General features: G+C 63.9%; 12 protein-coding genes. 9 read left to right on the top strand and 3 right to left on the bottom strand.

The window, feature by feature from the left end; genetic code table 11:
* The first annotated feature begins 128 nt into the window (after nt 1–128).
* From J3P84_RS03555 to J3P84_RS03540, 4 genes are all read left to right on the top strand, one after another.
* Entirely contained in the window at nt 129–839 is a 711-nt protein-coding gene (locus tag J3P84_RS03555; RefSeq protein ID WP_434571519.1) for an ABC transporter ATP-binding protein, read from the top strand.
* 1 nt (nt 840) lies between these two features.
* Nucleotides 841–2,106, top strand: a complete 1,266-nt coding sequence (locus J3P84_RS03550; RefSeq protein ID WP_434627825.1) for an ABC transporter permease — start codon at nt 841–843, stop codon at nt 2,104–2,106.
* Nucleotides 2,107–2,117: 11 nt separating this feature from the next.
* Nucleotides 2,118–2,636, top strand: a complete 519-nt coding sequence (locus J3P84_RS03545; RefSeq protein WP_434571515.1) for a DUF3299 domain-containing protein — start codon at nt 2,118–2,120, stop codon at nt 2,634–2,636.
* 229 nt (nt 2,637–2,865) lie between these two features.
* The gene (locus tag J3P84_RS03540; protein ID WP_434571514.1) at nt 2,866–3,564 is read left to right on the top strand and encodes an OmpW/AlkL family protein; all 699 of its coding nucleotides are present in this window, start codon (nt 2,866–2,868) and stop codon (nt 3,562–3,564) included.
* A gap of 135 nt (nt 3,565–3,699) precedes the next feature.
* On the opposite strand, the gene J3P84_RS03535 is transcribed toward J3P84_RS03540, so the two are convergent.
* The gene (locus J3P84_RS03535) at nt 3,700–4,629 is read right to left on the bottom strand and encodes an NAD-dependent epimerase/dehydratase family protein (RefSeq protein WP_434627821.1); all 930 of its coding nucleotides are present in this window, start codon (nt 4,627–4,629) and stop codon (nt 3,700–3,702) included.
* Entirely contained in the window at nt 4,622–5,506 is an 885-nt protein-coding gene (locus tag J3P84_RS03530; protein ID WP_434571510.1) for a sugar nucleotide-binding protein, read from the bottom strand. Before J3P84_RS03530 ends, J3P84_RS03535 begins: the two co-directional genes overlap by 8 nt.
* 295 nt (nt 5,507–5,801) lie before the next feature.
* On the opposite strand from J3P84_RS03530, the gene J3P84_RS03525 reads away from it, so the two are divergent.
* A complete protein-coding gene (locus J3P84_RS03525) occupies nt 5,802–10,115 on the top strand; it encodes a DEAD/DEAH box helicase (RefSeq protein WP_434627817.1) in 4,314 nt (1,437 codons plus the stop codon).
* A gap of 130 nt (nt 10,116–10,245) precedes the next feature.
* On the opposite strand, the gene J3P84_RS03520 is transcribed toward J3P84_RS03525, so the two are convergent.
* Nucleotides 10,246–12,357 carry a mechanosensitive ion channel family protein gene (locus J3P84_RS03520; protein ID WP_434627814.1) on the bottom strand — a complete coding sequence of 704 codons (2,112 nt, stop codon included), beginning with the start codon at nt 12,355–12,357 and terminating at the stop codon, nt 10,246–10,248.
* Nucleotides 12,358–12,644: 287 nt separating this feature from the next.
* Between J3P84_RS03520 and J3P84_RS03515 the strand changes: the two genes are divergently transcribed.
* From J3P84_RS03515 to J3P84_RS03500, 4 genes are read left to right on the top strand one after another with little or no spacing between them, the layout of a single operon-like run.
* Nucleotides 12,645–13,571, top strand: a complete 927-nt coding sequence (locus J3P84_RS03515) for a DUF72 domain-containing protein (protein ID WP_434627811.1) — start codon at nt 12,645–12,647, stop codon at nt 13,569–13,571.
* Nucleotides 13,568–14,380, top strand: coding sequence for an endonuclease/exonuclease/phosphatase family protein (locus J3P84_RS03510; protein ID WP_434627808.1), 813 nt, complete (start codon nt 13,568–13,570; stop codon nt 14,378–14,380). Before J3P84_RS03515 ends, J3P84_RS03510 begins: the two co-directional genes overlap by 4 nt.
* Complete coding sequence (clsB, locus tag J3P84_RS03505) at nt 14,377–15,675, top strand: cardiolipin synthase ClsB (protein WP_434627806.1); 1,299 nt, start codon at nt 14,377–14,379, stop codon at nt 15,673–15,675. The genes J3P84_RS03510 and clsB overlap by 4 nt, the downstream gene beginning before the upstream one ends.
* On the top strand, nt 15,662–16,663 hold the full coding sequence (locus J3P84_RS03500; protein WP_434627803.1) for a lysylphosphatidylglycerol synthase domain-containing protein: 1,002 nt from the start codon (nt 15,662–15,664) through the stop codon (nt 16,661–16,663). Before clsB ends, J3P84_RS03500 begins: the two co-directional genes overlap by 14 nt.
* The last annotated feature ends 9 nt before the right edge of the window (nt 16,664–16,672 follow it).

Genomic DNA, 16,672 nt, shown 5'->3' with positions numbered 1-16,672 from the left:
AATCCCGATGTGGGAGCGAGCCTGCTCGCGAATGCGCCAGTACATTCAACGACGATGTTGGCTGACTCACCGCATTCGCGAGCAGGCTCGCTCCCACAGGAATTCCGTTAACCTGAAAAATCGGCGACATGACCCAAGCACTCATCGAACTGTCCGACCTGGGCTTCAGCTGGCCCGGGCATCCGCTCTTGCTGGATATCCCGGCGTTTCGCCTGGAGGCCGGTGAAACTCTGTTTCTCAAGGGCCCCAGCGGCAGCGGCAAGACCACGTTGCTGGGGCTGCTGGGCGGTGTGCAGACACCGGATCGCGGCAGCATCCGCCTGCTCGGTCAGGAACTCAGCGAACTGGGCGCCGGCCGCCGCGACCGCTTTCGCGTGGACCATACCGGCTACATTTTCCAGCAGTTCAACCTGCTGCCATTTCTCTCGGTGCGCGAAAACGTCGAGCTGCCCTGCCATTTCTCGACATTACGCGCGCAACGGGCGAAGCAACGCCATGGCAGCGTCGATCAAGCCGCCGCCACGCTGCTGGCTCATCTCGGGCTGAGCGATTCGAGCCTGCTGGATCGCCGCGCCGACTCATTGTCCATCGGCCAGCAACAACGGGTCGCCGCCGCCCGCGCACTGATCGGCCAACCGGAACTGGTGATTGCCGACGAGCCGACCTCGGCGCTGGATTACGACGCCCGGGAAAACTTCCTGCGGCTGCTCTTCGCCGAATGCCGCGAAGCCGGTTCGAGCCTGCTGTTTGTCAGCCACGACCAGAGCCTGGCGCCGCTGTTCGATCGCCACCTCTCGCTGGCCGATCTCAATCGCGCCGCCACGCCACTCGAGGTCTGAGATGTATTTGTTCCGTCTAGCCATGGCCAGCCTGGCGAACCGCCGCTTCACGGCGATCCTCACCGCTTTTGCCATTGCCCTTTCCGTCTGCCTGCTGCTGGCCGTGGAACGCGTGCGTACCGAGGCGCGGGCCAGTTTCGCCAGCACCATCAGCGGCACCGACCTGATCGTCGGCGCTCGCTCCGGTTCGGTGAACCTGCTTCTGTACTCGGTGTTTCGCATCGGCAACGCCACCAATAACATTCGCTGGGACAGCTTCGAGCAGTTCGCCAGCAATCCGAAAGTGAAATGGGCGATTCCCATGTCCCTTGGCGATTCCCATCGCGGTTATCGGGTGATGGGCACCACCGTGGCCTACTTCGAGCATTACCAGTACGGCCGCCGGCAACATCTGGAACTGGCGGACGGCCGGGCATTCGCCAGCGATCCGTTCGAAGTGGTGCTCGGCGCGGAAGTGGCCGAGGCGCTGCATTACAAACTCGGGGAAAAGCTGGTGTTGGCCCACGGCGTGGCGGCCATCAGCCTGGTCAAGCATGACGACAAACCGTTCACCGTGGTCGGGATTCTCAAGCGCACCGGCACGCCGGTGGACCGTACGCTGCACATCAGCCTGGGCGGCATGGAGGCGATCCATGTCGACTGGAAAAATGGCGTACCGGCCCAGGGCAACGGCCGTATCAGCGCCGACCAGGCCCGCAACATGGACCTTACGCCCAAGGCCATTACCGCGTTCATGCTTGGCCTCAACAGCAAGATTTCCACGTTTGCGCTGCAACGGGAAATCAACGAATTCCGTGGCGAGCCGCTGCTGGCGATCCTGCCCGGTGTGGCGCTGCAAGAGTTGTGGAGCCTGATGGGCACGGCGGAAAAGGCCTTGTTCGTGATTTCACTGTTCGTGGTGCTGACCGGCTTGATCGGCATGCTCACGGCTATCCTCACCAGCCTCAACGAGCGCCGCCGGGAAATGGCGATCCTGCGCTCGGTGGGCGCGCGGCCGTGGCACATCGCGACGCTGCTGGTGCTCGAAGCCTTTGCGCTGGCCTTGGCTGGAGTCACCGCCGGGCTGGCCTTGCTGTACATCGGCATCGCCGTCGCCCAGGGTTACGTGCAGTCGGCCTACGGCCTGTATCTGCCGCTGGGCTGGCCGAGCGAGTATGAATGGACGCTGCTGGCTGGCATTCTGGTCGCCGCCTTGCTGATGGGCAGCGTGCCGGCCTGGCGCGCCTATCGCCAATCGCTGGCCGATGGCCTGTCGATCCGTTTATGAGGACGTTGAAAATGCCCCGCGCCCTGCTTGCGCTGTTGATGCTGGTCAGCCTGCCATTGTGGGCGGCCGAGCCGAGAGACCTGGCCTGGTCGGAAATGATCCCGCCGGACGCGCCGCCGGAAGTGCCGAACATGACGCCCCTGCATGACCTGTCGAAAATGAGCGACGCCCTGGCCGCCGAATCCGCGCCGGCGGCCCGGCAGGACATGCCCAACGCCCCGGTGGTCAAGGCCCTGGACGGCCAGCAGATTCGCTTGCCGGGTTATATCGTGCCACTGGAAGTCAGTGAGGAAGGCCGCACGACCGACTTCCTGCTGGTGCCGTATTTCGGCGCCTGCATCCACGTGCCGCCTCCGCCGTCGAACCAGATCGTGCATGTGAAAAGCGAAGTCGGGGTCAAGCTCGACGAGCTTTATCAACCGTACTGGGTGGAAGGGCCGATGCAGGTCAAGCCATCCACCAGTGAACTGGCCGATGCCGGGTATCAGATGGAGGCGCAGAAGATTTACGTGTATGAGCTGCCGGAGTGAATCTGGTAGCCGATGGTTTCCAGTGAAATAGCATTCGCGAGCAGGCTCGCTCCCACCGGGTTCTGCGTCGGACACAAGATTCGTGTTCACAACCGATCCACTGTGGGAGCGAGCCTGCTCGCGAAGCCTCAAGACCCACTCATCACACTTTCATTGAGCTGAGTCAAAAGACCGCTCCAGACGGCTTCGTAACATGGGACATCCTTTTTGAATGTTCTCCGGAGCCCCCATGCAAAAGTCTCTGCTCAGCGCTTCCCTCGTCGCCCTCGCGCTCGCGGCACCACTCGCCCAGGCCCATACCGCCGGCGATATCATCGTTCGCGCCGGCGCCATCACCGTCAATCCGGATGCCGACAGTTCCAGCGTCAAGGTCGACCGTGGCCCGCTGGCCGGTGCCGACCTGGGCGGCAAGGCGACCATGAGCAGCGACACTCAGTTGGGCCTGAACTTCGCCTACATGCTCACCGACAATTGGGGGATCGAGCTGCTGGCGGCCTCGCCATTCGAGCACGACGTGAAAATCAAAGGCACCGCCCTCGGCGCCGCCAATGGCAAGCTCGGCACACTCAAGCACTTGCCGCCGACCCTGAGCCTGGTCTACTACCCACTCGACGCCAAGTCGGCCTTCCAGCCTTACGTCGGCGCCGGCATCAACTACACCTGGATCTATGACGAACACGTCGGCAGCGACGCCAGCGCCAACGGTTTCAGCAACTTCCGGGCGAGCAACAGCTGGGGCATGGCGTGGCAAGTCGGCGCCGACTACATGCTGACGGACAACATCATGATCAACGGCCAGGTCCGCTACATCGACATCGACACCACCGCCTATGTCGACAACAACGCGGTGGCCGGCGGAACTCGGGCCAAGGTTGACGTGGATGTGGATCCGTTCGTCTACATGGTGGGGTTGGGTTACAAGTTCTGAGCCGAACCTGAAGGAACGAAAGCCCCTGTGGGAGCGAGCTTGCTCGCGATGACGGTGGATCAGTCGGCAATAATGTTGACTGACCCACCGCTATCGCGAGCAAGCTCGCTCCCACAGTTTTTTGGCTGGTGAAACTCAGCGCCCGAGCAACCGCGCCAGGCCCACGCTCATCGGCGTTTGCGCCGGCAAGTCGAAACGCTCCAGCAACCGCCGGTTATCAGCCCGCGAATGGCGAATGTCGCCGGAGCGCGCCGGGCCGTAGCTGATCGCGGGCAAATCCCCGACCACGTCGGCCAGGGCCTGGAGCATCTGCTTGAGCGTGGTGGCCTGGTTCCAGCCGACATTCACCGCGCCCGCTTGCACTTCAGGCTTCTCGATGGCCTGCACCAGCACCTGTACCAGGTCTTCCACGTAGACGAAATCCCGGGTCTGCTCGCCGTCGCCGAACACGCTGATCGGCAAGCCTTTCTGGGCCCGCTCGCTGAAAATGCTGATGACCCCCGAGTACGGCGAGGACGGATCCTGGCGTGGACCGTAGATGTTGAAGAAGCGGAACATCACCGGTTCGAGATCGTGCTGGCGCCGGTAGAAGTCGAGGTAGAACTCGCTCGCCAGTTTGTCCGAGGCGTAAGGCGTTAGCGGCGCCTTGGAGGTGTCTTCGTCGATGGACTGGCCTTCACCATTGTTGCCATAGACCGCGGCGCTGGAAGCGAACAGCACCCGTTTCACGCCCGCCTGGCGCATGGCCTCGCAGACATTCAGGGTGCCGATGAAATTGCTCTGGTGGGTACGTACCGGGTCGTCCACCGAGGCTTGCACCGAGGCCACCGCCGCCAGGTGCGCCACCGCGCTGCACCCGGCCATGGCCCGGGCGACCAGCGCCGCATCGGCGACGTCGCCTTCGATCAGTTCGACTGCCGGGTTGTCCAGCGGCAGGTTGCTGCGCTTGCCGGTGGACAAGTCATCGAGAATGCGCACCGAATGGCCGTTGGCGAGCAACGCGTCGGTCAAGTGCGAACCGATGAAACCGGCGCCGCCGGTGATTAAAACAGGGCCTTTAGCCATGGCGATAAAACCTATCCAGTAAGCCCGGGAGTGCGGCGCGCCAGGCGCGTGGCTTGATCCCGAAAGTGTGCAGAATTTTCTTGCAGGCCAGTACCGCGTGCTGCGGTTCTTCGGCGGCGTCCGGCCGCGCGGCGTGGGCCTGGGGCGTGGGTGACTCGATGGCCAGCGGGTGCAGGGCGCGGGCTTCGGTAAGAATTGCCTGGCCCAGCGCCAGCGGCGTCGTCGCCTCGTGTCCGGCGTAATGGTACGTGCCCCACAGCGGCGCCGCGCAATCGAGTTGTTTGAGCACCGAAATGATTACCCGCGCCGCATCGTCGACCGGTGTCGGATTACCCCGGCGGTCGTCGGCCAGCAGCAGCTCTTCGGGCTGCTCGGCCCGGGCCAGGAACCGTCCGAGGATGCCATCGGCGCTGTCGTCCAACAGCCAGCCAAAACGCAGCAGCACATGCTGCGGACAGGTGGCGCGCACGCTTTGCTCGATGCGCCACAGTGCCTGGCCACGCAAGCCCAGGGGCACCGGCTCGTCTTTTTCGCTGTAGGCGGTGGCGCGCGAGCCGTCGAATACACGGTAACTCGAGGGTTGCACCAGGACGATGTTGTGATGCTGGCACAGTTCGGCCAGGCGCTCGACCGCCCGCTCCTGGCTCGCCAGGCGCTGCTCGCTGACGGTCTCGGCCTGGAACCAGTCGAAGTAGTACGCCAGGTTGATCAAGGCGTCCGGCCGGGTGTCGTCGAGCAACTGCGTCAGGCTCGCGGCATCCCAGCCATCTTCGGGCGGGCGGGGGGCAAGAAAACCGATGTCTTCTTCTGCACCGAGGCGAATCAGCGCCTGCCCAAGGGCATTTCCGCCGCCCAGTAACATAAGGCGCATTCGCATAAAGTCAGCAGGCCCAGTCTGTTGGCACAAGATTTTTGGTCGACAACGCCCGTGGGCGTGGTCGGAATCGTTGCATTTTGCGGGTTTAGTGCGCAACCGTCATCCGTAATGTGCAGATCGTGGCTTTGCGCAGGCCTTGAGGCCGCCATCGCGAGCAAGCTCGCTCCCACATGATTGCATGCACAGTCGAGATCCCCTGTGGGAGCGAGCTTGCTCGCGATGGGGCCTGAACAGGCAATAGAGATCCCGGACGGTACTTGCATCCTACCCACCCCACCCGCCTAAACTGCCCCTCATGAATCTGCCCCTTCCAGCCGACCACGCCATGGCAGGCTTTCACCCCGCCGTTCGCGCCTGGTTCAGCCAGACATTCCCGGCGGTCACCGCCGCCCAGGCCCGGGCGTGGCCGTTGATCAGCCAACGGCGTTCGGTGCTGGTCGCGGCGCCCACCGGCTCGGGCAAGACCTTGACGGCGTTTCTCGCGGTGCTCGATGACCTGGTGCATCGCGGCCTGGAGCAAGGCGGTCTGCCGGACCAGACCCTGGTGGTCTACGTCTCGCCGCTCAAGGCGTTGAGCAACGATATCCGCATCAATCTGCAAAATCCCCTGGCCGGCATCACCGAGCAGTTGCAACGAATGGGCTTGCCGCCGTTGCCCATCACCACGGCGGTGCGCACCGGCGACACACCGCAAAAAGATCGCACGGCGATGCGCAAGACCGCGCCGCACATCCTGGTGACCACGCCCGAATCGCTCTACGTGCTGCTCGGTTCCGATTCCGGCCGGCAGATGCTCGCCAGCACGCGCACGGTGATCATTGATGAAATCCACGCCATCGCCGCGAGCAAACGCGGCAGCCACCTGGCCTTGAGCCTGGAGCGACTGCAAGCGCTGTGCGCCGAACCGCTGGTGCGCATCGGACTGTCCGCCACGCAAAAACCCATCGAAGCGGTGTCGCGCTTTCTCGTCGGCCAGGGACGCACCTGTGAAATCGTCGACATCGGCCACGCCCGCCCACGGGACCTGGACATCGAAGTGCCGCCCGTGCCGCTTTCGGCGGTGATGGCCAACGATGTCTGGGAACTGGTCTACAACCGGCTCGCCGAACTGGCCCGGCAACACCGGACCACGCTGGTGTTCGTCAACACCCGGCGCCTGGCCGAGCGCCTGAGCCGGCATTTGAGCGAGCGCCTGGGCAAGGAGGCGGTGGCGGCCCATCACGGCAGCCTGGCCAAGGAATTTCGCCTCGACGCCGAACAACGCCTCAAGCGCGGCGAACTGCAGGTATTGATCGCCACCGCGTCCCTGGAGCTGGGCATCGACATCGGCGATGTCGACCTGGTCTGCCAGATCGCCTCGCCCCGTTCGATCTCGGCGTTCCTGCAAAGGGTCGGACGCTCCGGCCACCAGGTCGGCGGCACGCCAAAGGGGCGTCTGTTCGCCACCACTCGCGACGACCTGATCGAGTGCGTCGCCCTGCTCGACTGCGTGCGCCGTGGCGAGCTGGACATCCTGCACATCCCCGAGGCGCCGCTGGATGTGCTGGCGCAGCAGATCGTCGCCGAGGTCAGTTGCCAGGAATGGCACGAACAGGCGCTGCTGGAGATGTTCCGCCGTGCCTCGCCCTACGCCGAACTCGACGAAAATCACTACCAGGCGCTGTTGCAGATGCTCGCCGAGGGCGTCAATGGCCGCGAGGGTGTGCGCAGCGCGTACCTGCATCGCGACGCGGTCAGTCGGACCTTGCGCGGGCGCCGAGGCAGCAAGCTCACCGCCGTGACCAGCGGCGGCACGATTCCGGACAATGCCGACTACAGCGTGCTGCTCGAACCCCAGGGCCTGAACATCGGCAGCGTCAACGAAGATTTCGCGGTCGAGAGCATTGCCGGCGACGTGTTCCAGTTGGGCAATACCTCGTACCGGATCATCCGCGTCGAAAGTGGCCGCGTGCGGGTCGAGGACGCCCAGGGTCAACCGCCGACCATCCCGTTCTGGCTCGGCGAAGCCCCGGGGCGCAGCGCCGAGTTGTCCCAGGCCGTGGCCCGCCTGCAAGCCCACCTGGATGAATTGCTCGGCGCCACACCGGGCAATCTGCAACCGGCCCTCGACTGGCTGACCGGGACCCTGCAACTGAACCTCGCCAGCGCCGAGCAACTGCTCGATTACCTCGCCCCGGCGCGCCTGGCCTTCGGCGCCCTGCCGTCCCAGGACACGCTGCTGATGGAGCGCTTTTTCGACGAATCCGGCGGTACGCAACTGATCATCCACACGCCGTTCGGCAGCCGCATCAACCGCGCCTGGGGCCTGGCCCTGCGCAAGCGTTTCTGCCGTACCTTCAATTTCGAATTGCAGGCCGCCGCCAGCGAAGACGCCATCGTGCTCTCGTTATCCACCAGCCACAGCTTCGAGCTGGACGAGGTCTGGCGTTACCTCAACAGCCACAGCGCCGAACAGATCCTGATCCAGGCGGTGCTGGATGCGCCGTTGTTCGGGGTGCGCTGGCGCTGGAACGCCGGCGTGGCCCTGGCGTTGCCGCGTTACGCCGGTGGGCGCAAGGTCGCGCCGCAGATCCAGCGCATGAAGAGCGAAGACCTGATCGCCAGCGTTTTTCCCGACCAGATCGCGTGCCTGGAAAATCTCGCCGGCGAGCGAGAGATTCCCGACCATCCGCTGGTGGAACAGACTCTCGACGATTGCCTGCACGAAGCCATGGACAGCGAAGGCTGGCTGGCCCTGTTGCGACGCATGGAAGCGGGCGAGATCCGCCTGGTCAGCCGCGACCTGCCGGCGCCCTCGCCCCTGGCGGCGGAAATTCTCAGTGCCCGGCCCTACACCTTTCTCGACGACGCGCCCCTGGAAGAACGCCGCACCCAAGCGGTGATCAATCGCCGCTGGAGCGATCCGCAATCCACCGATGACCTCGGCGCGCTGGACGCCGAAGCCATTCAGGCGGTGCGGGAAGAGGCCTGGCCGACGCCGAGCAATATCGATGAAATCCATGAAGCGCTGATGAGCCTGGCGTGCATCGCCGACAGCGAAGCCGACGCCGAGCCGTCGTGGCTGGAGGGCTTGCGGACCCTGGCCGAGCGCGGTCGCGCCAGCCATGTGCGGATCAGCGAGGAGCGTGGTTTGTGGGTACCGCTGGAACGGCTGACGTGCCTGCAAGCAATTTATCCACAGGCCCGATGGCAGCCGCCGCTGACGCCACTGCCGGGGTTTGATGAGCAGTGGGACAGCGACGACGCCGTGGTCGAGGTGCTGCGGGCGCGACTCAGCGCCTTCGGCCCGCAGCCGCTGACGGCGATCGCCTATCCGCTGGGGTTGTCACCCGCGCAAGCGACCCAGGCCCTGGCCCAACTGGAGCAACAAGGGTATGTGCTGCGCGGTCGGTTTACGCCGGGCACCGGGCAGGAAGAATGGTGCGAGCGGCACCTGCTGGCGCGGATCCACCGCTACACCGTCAAGCGCCTGCGCCGGGAAATCGAGCCGGTGACGCTGCAGGATTTCATGCGATTCCTCTTCGACTGGCAGCACCTGTCGCCATCCGCCCAAGGCCGGGGCAACGCCGTATTGCCATCGATCGTCAGCCAGTTCGAAGGTTATCCGGCGGCCGCCTCGGCCTGGGACAGCGACCTGTTTCCGGCGCGGATCAAGGATTATTCAGCGAGCTGGCTCGACGAACTGTGTCGCAGCGGCAAGTTTGTCTGGACGCGCCTGAGCGCCCGCCAGAAGCTGTCCGCCAGCGCCTTGCGCAGCACGCCGATCGTCTTGCTGCCGCGCCGCCAGGTCGGGCTCTGGAGCAGCCTGGCCGAGCAGACGCCGCTCGACGAGTTGTCGCCGAGGACGCAAAAAGTCCACCAGGCCCTCAGCGAGCACGGCGCATTGTTTTTCGATGAGTTGCTGCACGAAGCCCATCTGCTGCGCAGCGAACTGGAAAGCGCCTTGCAGGAACTGGTGGGCGCCGGGCTGGTGAACGCCGACAGCTTCGCCGGGCTGCGAGCCTTGATCACTCCCGCCAGCAAGCGCCAGGCCCGCAGCAGCCGGCGCGGGCGTGGAGCGTTTGTCGGCGGCATGGACGACGCCGGGCGCTGGGCCTTGTTGCGCCGCAGTTCGCCTGCTGCGCAACCGGGTAACCGCCCGGCGCCGACTGCGCCCGAGACCTTGGAACACATCGCCATGACCCTGCTGCGCCGTTACGGCGTGGTGTTCTGGCGTCTGCTGGAGCGCGAGGCCGATTGGCTACCGAGCTGGCGCGAGTTACTGCGCACTTTCCATCGCCTGGAGGCACGCGGCGAGATTCGCGGCGGGCGGTTTGTCAGCGGGCTGGCCGGCGAGCAATTTGCCTTGCCCGAAGCCATTCCCCTGCTGCGCGAAACGCGGCGCCGTCCCAGCGATGGCAGCCTGATCGCGGTGTGTGGGGTGGATCCGCTGAACCTCGCCGGGACCTTGCTGCCGGGAGCGAAAGTGCCGGCGCTGGCGAGTAATCGACTGGTATATCGCGATGGGTTGCCGGTGGCGGCGCTGATTGCCGGCAAGCCGCAGTTCTGGGTGGAGCTGGATGCTCAAGGGATGGCTGAGATTCGCACCCAGTTGATTCAACGCCGTTAGCCAGACACACAAGGCCCGTGGCGAGGGAGCTTGCTCCCGCTGGGCTGTGCAACAGCCCCCGGCTCATCGATCGTCTGAAAAAGCGACGACTGCTGCGCAGCCGAGCGGGAGCAAGCTCCCTCGCCACGGGTTATTGCGCAGGCTGGTCGGACGGCTTCGATGGAGGCTGCGACGATGGCTCTGAATGCTCCGCTGGTGCATCCAACCGCTTCGGCATCACCACCTGCTGTGGATAAGTCTGCGCAAAATGCACCGACGGCTCGTTATCCACAAGCTTCTTGAGCCGCTGGTTGAACGCCCGGCTCACCGCATACTGCCCACCCGACACAGTGCGGAACTGGGCGGTGAGCACCAGCCCGTTGAGGTCCATCTTGTCCACGCCGAACACATCCAGCGGCCCTTGCAGGTTGAACTTGAGGAACGGGTCTTCGGAAATCGAATCGCCAGCCTCGCGGATCAATTCAATGGCACGGTCCACATCGGTGTCGTAGGTGAACTGCACCGAGAAAAACGCAAAGGCGAATTGCCGGGACTGGTTGGTCACGGCCTTGATCTGCCCAAACGGCACCGAATGCACAAACCCCTTGCCGTCGCGCAGACGCAGGGTGCGGATGGTCAGGCCTTCGACAGTGCCTGCGTGGCCCGAGCTGAGTACCACCCAGTCACCGATGGACAGCGTGTCTTCAATGATGATGAACAACCCGGTGATCACGTCCTGTACCAGTTGCTGCGAACCGAAACCGATCGCCAGCCCCACCACCCCGGCACCGGCCAGCAACGGCGCGACGTTGATGCCCAGGTTGGCCATGGTGGTGATCGCGCAGATCACCACCAGGATGATCTTGGCGGCGTTGCGCAGCAGCGGCAGGATGGTCTTGACTCGCGTGCTGGGTTGGCGGGCGCCGCGCTTGTTGAGCGGCGGCTTGAGAGCCTCCTGGATCGCCGTGTCGAGCACCACCCAGGTCAGCCAGGTCATCAGGAAGATCAGGCCGATGCGGCTCAAGGAGTCACTGATCGCCCGGCCCACGGCGTTGCGCGAAGCGAATTCGAACAGGGAAATCCCCCAGATCCGCCCGAGGATTTCAATGAACGCCACCGCCATGACGATGCGCACCAAGGCGTGCAGCAAGCTCAACAGTCGTCCCTTGTAGGCGCTGTTACGCTGGATGGCTTCGGCCTTGGGCGACTTGAAGACGTGTTGGAATATGGTGCTGAGGAACACCATCGCGATCAACAGGATGGTGGTGAACAGGGCGCAACGCAGGGCTTTCTGGTTGTCTTCGCCGACGCCGATCAGGCTCACCGCCGACACCAGCACCATCAGCAGGATCGGCCAGTACCAGAGACCGGAAAAAATCCGCAAGGACTCCTGCAACGCCGGCTGTTTCAAGCGCTGGGCCAACGGTCGGTTGCGGATCAGGTGGGCCACCGGCCGGCGCATATGGATCACCAGCCAGCCAAAGATCATCGACGCCGACAGCCCGGTGAACACCGCAACGCTGCTGGTGATATTGCCGCCCAGTTGCCGAGCGATCTGCGGGCTGGTCAGTGCATCGCTGAGGGCGGCCAGGAAGCCGATCAGGAACAACGGCCGTGGGGTGAAACGACGAAGCATCGCCACCGCTCGCCGTTTGTGCCCGGCGTTGAACATCACGATCACGCAAAGCAGCACCGACGTGGAAAAAATACCGCTGCTGGTGGCGTAGGCGAAACACAGCGCCAGGGCGCGACCAACCGAGACTTGCAGGAAGTGGCTGACGTAGAGGGTCAGCGGCAGGCAGGCCACGGCAGGCAAGGTGTAGGGCAGCACATAGCCGAGCACGTCCAGCACCCGCTGGCGGGTGCGTAGCCAGCGACGCCGGCGCAAGCGGCGCACCAGCAATCGCGCGGCGGTCCATATCAGCGCAAACGTCCCCAGCCATACGCCCGAGAGCAGCAGGAAATCCCCCGCCACGCGCCATGTGGAACGGGACGTCTGGTCCACCAGGCGATCGACCTCGTCCGCCGCCCGGTCCGCCCGCAGGCGCCAGGCGTCCACCAGGCTCTGGTTGAGGTCGAGCTTGTCCTGGACGTCATCGATGCTCGAACTGATCGCGCCCAGCAAACCGCCCTGCACCAGCGGTTCGGGCTCGGCCGGGGCCTCACTGGGATTGGAGGCGCCAGGGACAGCAGCGGTCCCGTAGGCGCTGGTGCCGGTCAGCGTCAGCAGGACCAACAGCAATACGGTGCTCAATCGAGACAAAACGCGGGGCTCCTTTACACGGGACAAGTAAGGAACTGATCAAGAATCAGCCGGCAAGTTCGCCAGAAAGGTCAATGCACGCCCTTGTGGTGAGGGGATTTATCCCCGCTGGGTTGCGCAGCAGTGCCCCAAAAAAACAGGGACGCTGCGCGCCCCAGCGGGAGCAAGCTCCCTCGCCACGGGTTCACTTCTTCCCCGCCGCCGGGCACTCCACCGAAACTTTCCAGCCCGCGCGGCGGTCATCAAAAGACACAGGTGGTACGAGGTCATTGGCACGGGAGGGATACATGACGGCGATCCACATTGGCATTTCCGGTTGGCGCTACACGCCTTGGCGGGGGGATTTCTACCCCAAGGGGCTGGCTCAGAAGCGGGAACTGCAATTCGCCTCTCGCGCGGTCAACAGCATCGAAATCAATGGATCGTTCTACGCCCTGCAACGTCCCGAACGGTATGCCCAGTGGTACGCCGAGACGCCGGACGACTTCGTCTTCAGCGTCAAGGCGCCAAGGTTCATCACCCACATCAAGCGCCTGCGGGATATCCACAAGCCGCTGGCGAACTTCTTCGCCTCCGGGGTGCTGGAGCTCAAGGAAAAACTCGGGGCTATCCTCTGGCAGTTTCCGCCGAGCTTCAAATTCGACCCCGAGCTGTTCGAAGACTTCCTCAAGCAACTGCCCCACGACACCGAAGCCGCCGCCGCGCTGGCACGCGAGCATGAACCACGCCTGGACGGCCATGCCAGCACAACGACCGACAAGAAGCGTGCGCTGCGCCATGCCGTCGAAATCCGTCATGAGAGCTTTATCGATCCACGCTTCGTCGCCCTGCTCAAACGTTACGACGTCGCCCTGGTGGTGGCGGATACCGCTGGAAAATGGCCGTATCGCGAGGACGTCACCAGCGATTTCGTCTATCTGCGCCTGCACGGCGCCGAAGAGCTGTACGCCAGCGGCTATACCGACGAGGCGCTGAAGCGCTGGGGCGATCGGATCGAAGCCTGGAGCCACGGCACTCAGCCGAGTGACGCCCACCTGATCGATCCGAAAAAGAAACCCCGGGCGCGCAAGAGCCGGGAAGTGTTCTGCTATTTCGACAACGACATCAAAGTCCGCGCGCCGTATGACGCGCGCCACCTGCTGGAGCGCTTCGACCTGGACAAGCATCTCGCCACCGCTCCCGGCGTGCGCCCGGCCGAAGGGGTATTGCCATGACTACGCCAGAATCCAGCGAAGCCACCCGTGACCCGACCCAGCAATCGTTGCGGGATTTCGAACGGGTCAGCCGCTTCACCGTCCTGACGGTCAATACACACAAGGGGTTCACCGCCCTGAACCGGCGTTTCATCCTGCCGGAACTGCGCGAAGCCGTGCGCAGCGTTTCCGCAGACGTGGTGTTCCTGCAAGAAGTGCATGGCACCCACGAGCACCACCCCCAGCGCTACAGCAACTGGCCAAGCATCCCGCAATACGAGTTTCTCGCTGACACCCTCTGGCCGCAGTTCGCCTATGGGCGCAACGCGGTGTACCCGGCGGGCGACCATGGCAACGCGTTGCTGTCGAAATTCCAGATCATTCGCCACGAGAACCTCGACGTCTCCATCAGCGGCCACGAGAGCCGCGGCATGCTCCACAGCGTGCTGCGTCTGCCGGGTGGCGAAGGCCAGGACGTGCATGCGATCTGTGTGCACCTGGGGTTGCGCGAAGGTCATCGCGTCGAGCAACTGAAACTGCTTTGCCAGCGCCTGAGCGAGCTGCCGCCTGAAGCGCCAGTGATTGTCGCCGGTGACTTCAACGATTGGCGCGGCAAGGCCGATGACCTGCTCGTCCCCTGCGGCCTGCGGGAGGTATTCGCCGAACAATGGGGCAAGCCGGCCCGCAGTTTTCCGGCACGCCTGCCGATCCTGCGCCTGGACCGCATCTACGTGCGCAACCTCAAGGCCCATCACGCCAAAGTATTGAATGTACGCCCCTGGTCGCACCTTTCCGACCACGCACCGCTGTCGGTGGAGATCGAATTATGAGCGCGACGATGAACAAGGCAACGGTGGAAAAGATCGAGGTCCCGCCGACCGAGAGCAACCCGGCGCTGAACGATATCGAATACGGCTGGCACGGCAACAACCGTGTCACGCTGCTGGAAAATGGCGAGGAATATTTCCCACGGGTTTTCGAGGCAATTCGCCGTGCCCAGGAAGAAATTCTCCTGGAGACTTTCATTCTGTTCGAGGACAAGGTCGGCTTTGAACTGCGCGACCTGTTGGTGGATGCGGCCAAGCGTGGGGTGCGTATTACCGTCAATCTCGACGGTTTCGGTTGTGGCGAACTGACCACCGGGTTTCTCGCGTCGTTGAGCGAGGCCGGGGTGCGCCTGCAGATGTTCGACCCGGCCCCCAGGCACCTGGGCATCCGCACCAACTGGTTCCGCCGCCTGCACCGCAAGATCGTCGTGGTGGACGGTGTGATCGCGTTTATCGGCGGGATCAATTTCTCCGCCGACCACCTGGGCGACTTCGGTCCCGAGGCCAAGCAGGATTACTCCGTGGAGATCAAAGGCCCGGCGGTGGTGGATATCCATCATTTTGCGCTGCTCCAGACCGGCCGGCCGGGCCGGGCCAAATACTGGTGGCAACGCCGCCGCAGCCGTCGCACCGAATTGGCGTTCAATGATCATGACGGCCAGGTGCGCCTGGTCTATCGCGACAACCACGAGCACCAGACCGACATCGAGGAGGTCTACCTGCAAGTGCTGCGCAGCGCCCAGCGGCGGGTAGTGATCGCCAATGCCTATTTCTTCCCCGGCTACCGGTTGCTGCGCGAGATCCGCAACGCCGCCCGGCGTGGCGTGGAGGTGCGGCTGATCCTGCAGGGGCAACCGGACATGATGATCGCCAAGCTTGCTGCGCGGATGCTCTACGACTATCTGCTCAAGGCCGGCGTGACGATCTATGAATATTGCGAGCGGCCGCTGCATGGCAAGGTCGCCCTGGTGGATGAGGACTGGAGCACCGTCGGCTCGAGCAACCTCGACCCGTTGAGCCTGTCCCTGAACCTGGAAGCCAACGTGCTGATCCGCGACCGTGCATTCAACCGCGAGCTGTTCGAGCGCCTCGATCACTTGAGCCGCACCCATTGCACCATCATGCCCGAGAACCACGCCCCGCGCGGGCTGCTCTGGCGCATGACCATCGGTTTCATGGTGTTCCACTTCCTGCGTCATTTCCCGGCCTGGGCCGGATGGCTGCCGGCCCATAAACCGCGTCTGAAACCTTTTTCACCGCCGACGGCGGTCCGGAGCGAACCCCATGAACCACTCTGAAGCGCACACCGCGCCGGGAGACGCCCAGGCGCCGGAACAGGCCAAGCCGAAGTCGCGCTGGAGCCGCTGGAAACGCCCGCTGACGCTGGCTTTTTTCCTGTTGCTGATTGTGCTGTTCACCGCGTTGGCGCGACGCATCGACTGGTCCGAAGTCTTCGCCACCCTGTCTGACTTCAAGCTGCGCACGCTGCTGATCGCCGCTGCGCTGACGATCACCAGTTTCATCACCTACGCCTGCTTCGACTTGATCGGTCGCACCTACATCCGGCAGAAGCTCGGCTGGCGGCAGATCCTACCGGTGGGGGTGATCAGCTATGCCTTCAACCTGAATCTCAGTGCCTGGGTCGGCGGCATCGCCATGCGCTATCGGTTGTATTCGCGGCTCGGCGTCAGCAACGGCAACATCGCCAAGATCCTCGGCCTGAGCCTGGCCACCAACTGGTTCGGCTACATGACCCTGGCCGGCGTAGTGTTCAGCAGCGGCCTGGTGACCATGCCGCCGGGTTGGAAACTGAGCAGCAACGCGCTGCAAGGCGTCGGCGTGCTGCTGTTGCTGGCCAGTGCCGGTTACCTGGCGGCCTGCCGTTTCTCCAGGCGCCGGGCCTGGACGATTCGCGGTATGGAAATCAATCTGCCGTCCCTGCGCATGGCCGTCCTGCAATTGGCACTGGGTGCGCTGAACTGGTCGCTGATGGCGGCGGTGATCTTTACCTTGCTGCCGAGCAAACTGGACTATCCCGTGGTGCTGGGGGTGTTGTTGATCAGCAGCATCGCCGGGGTGATTACCCATATCCCCGCCGGGCTCGGAGTGCTGGAAGCGGTATTCGTCGCGCTGCTGCAGCATGAAGTGTCGCGAGGCAGCCTGATCGCGGGACTGATTGCCTACCGGGCGATCTACTTCATCCTGCCATTGCTGATTACCGTGGTGATGTATCTGGTGATCGAGGCGAAGGCCAAGGCGTTGCGGGTCAAGCCTGGGCTCAAGTGATGCGGCGCC

Origin of the sequence: Pseudomonas sp. Z1-29 (assembly GCF_051131995.1) — a bacterium.
GTDB lineage: Bacteria > Pseudomonadota > Gammaproteobacteria > Pseudomonadales > Pseudomonadaceae > Aquipseudomonas.
The sequence above is the reverse complement of the archived record's forward strand: the minus strand, read 5'-3'. Positions and strand labels throughout refer to the sequence as shown.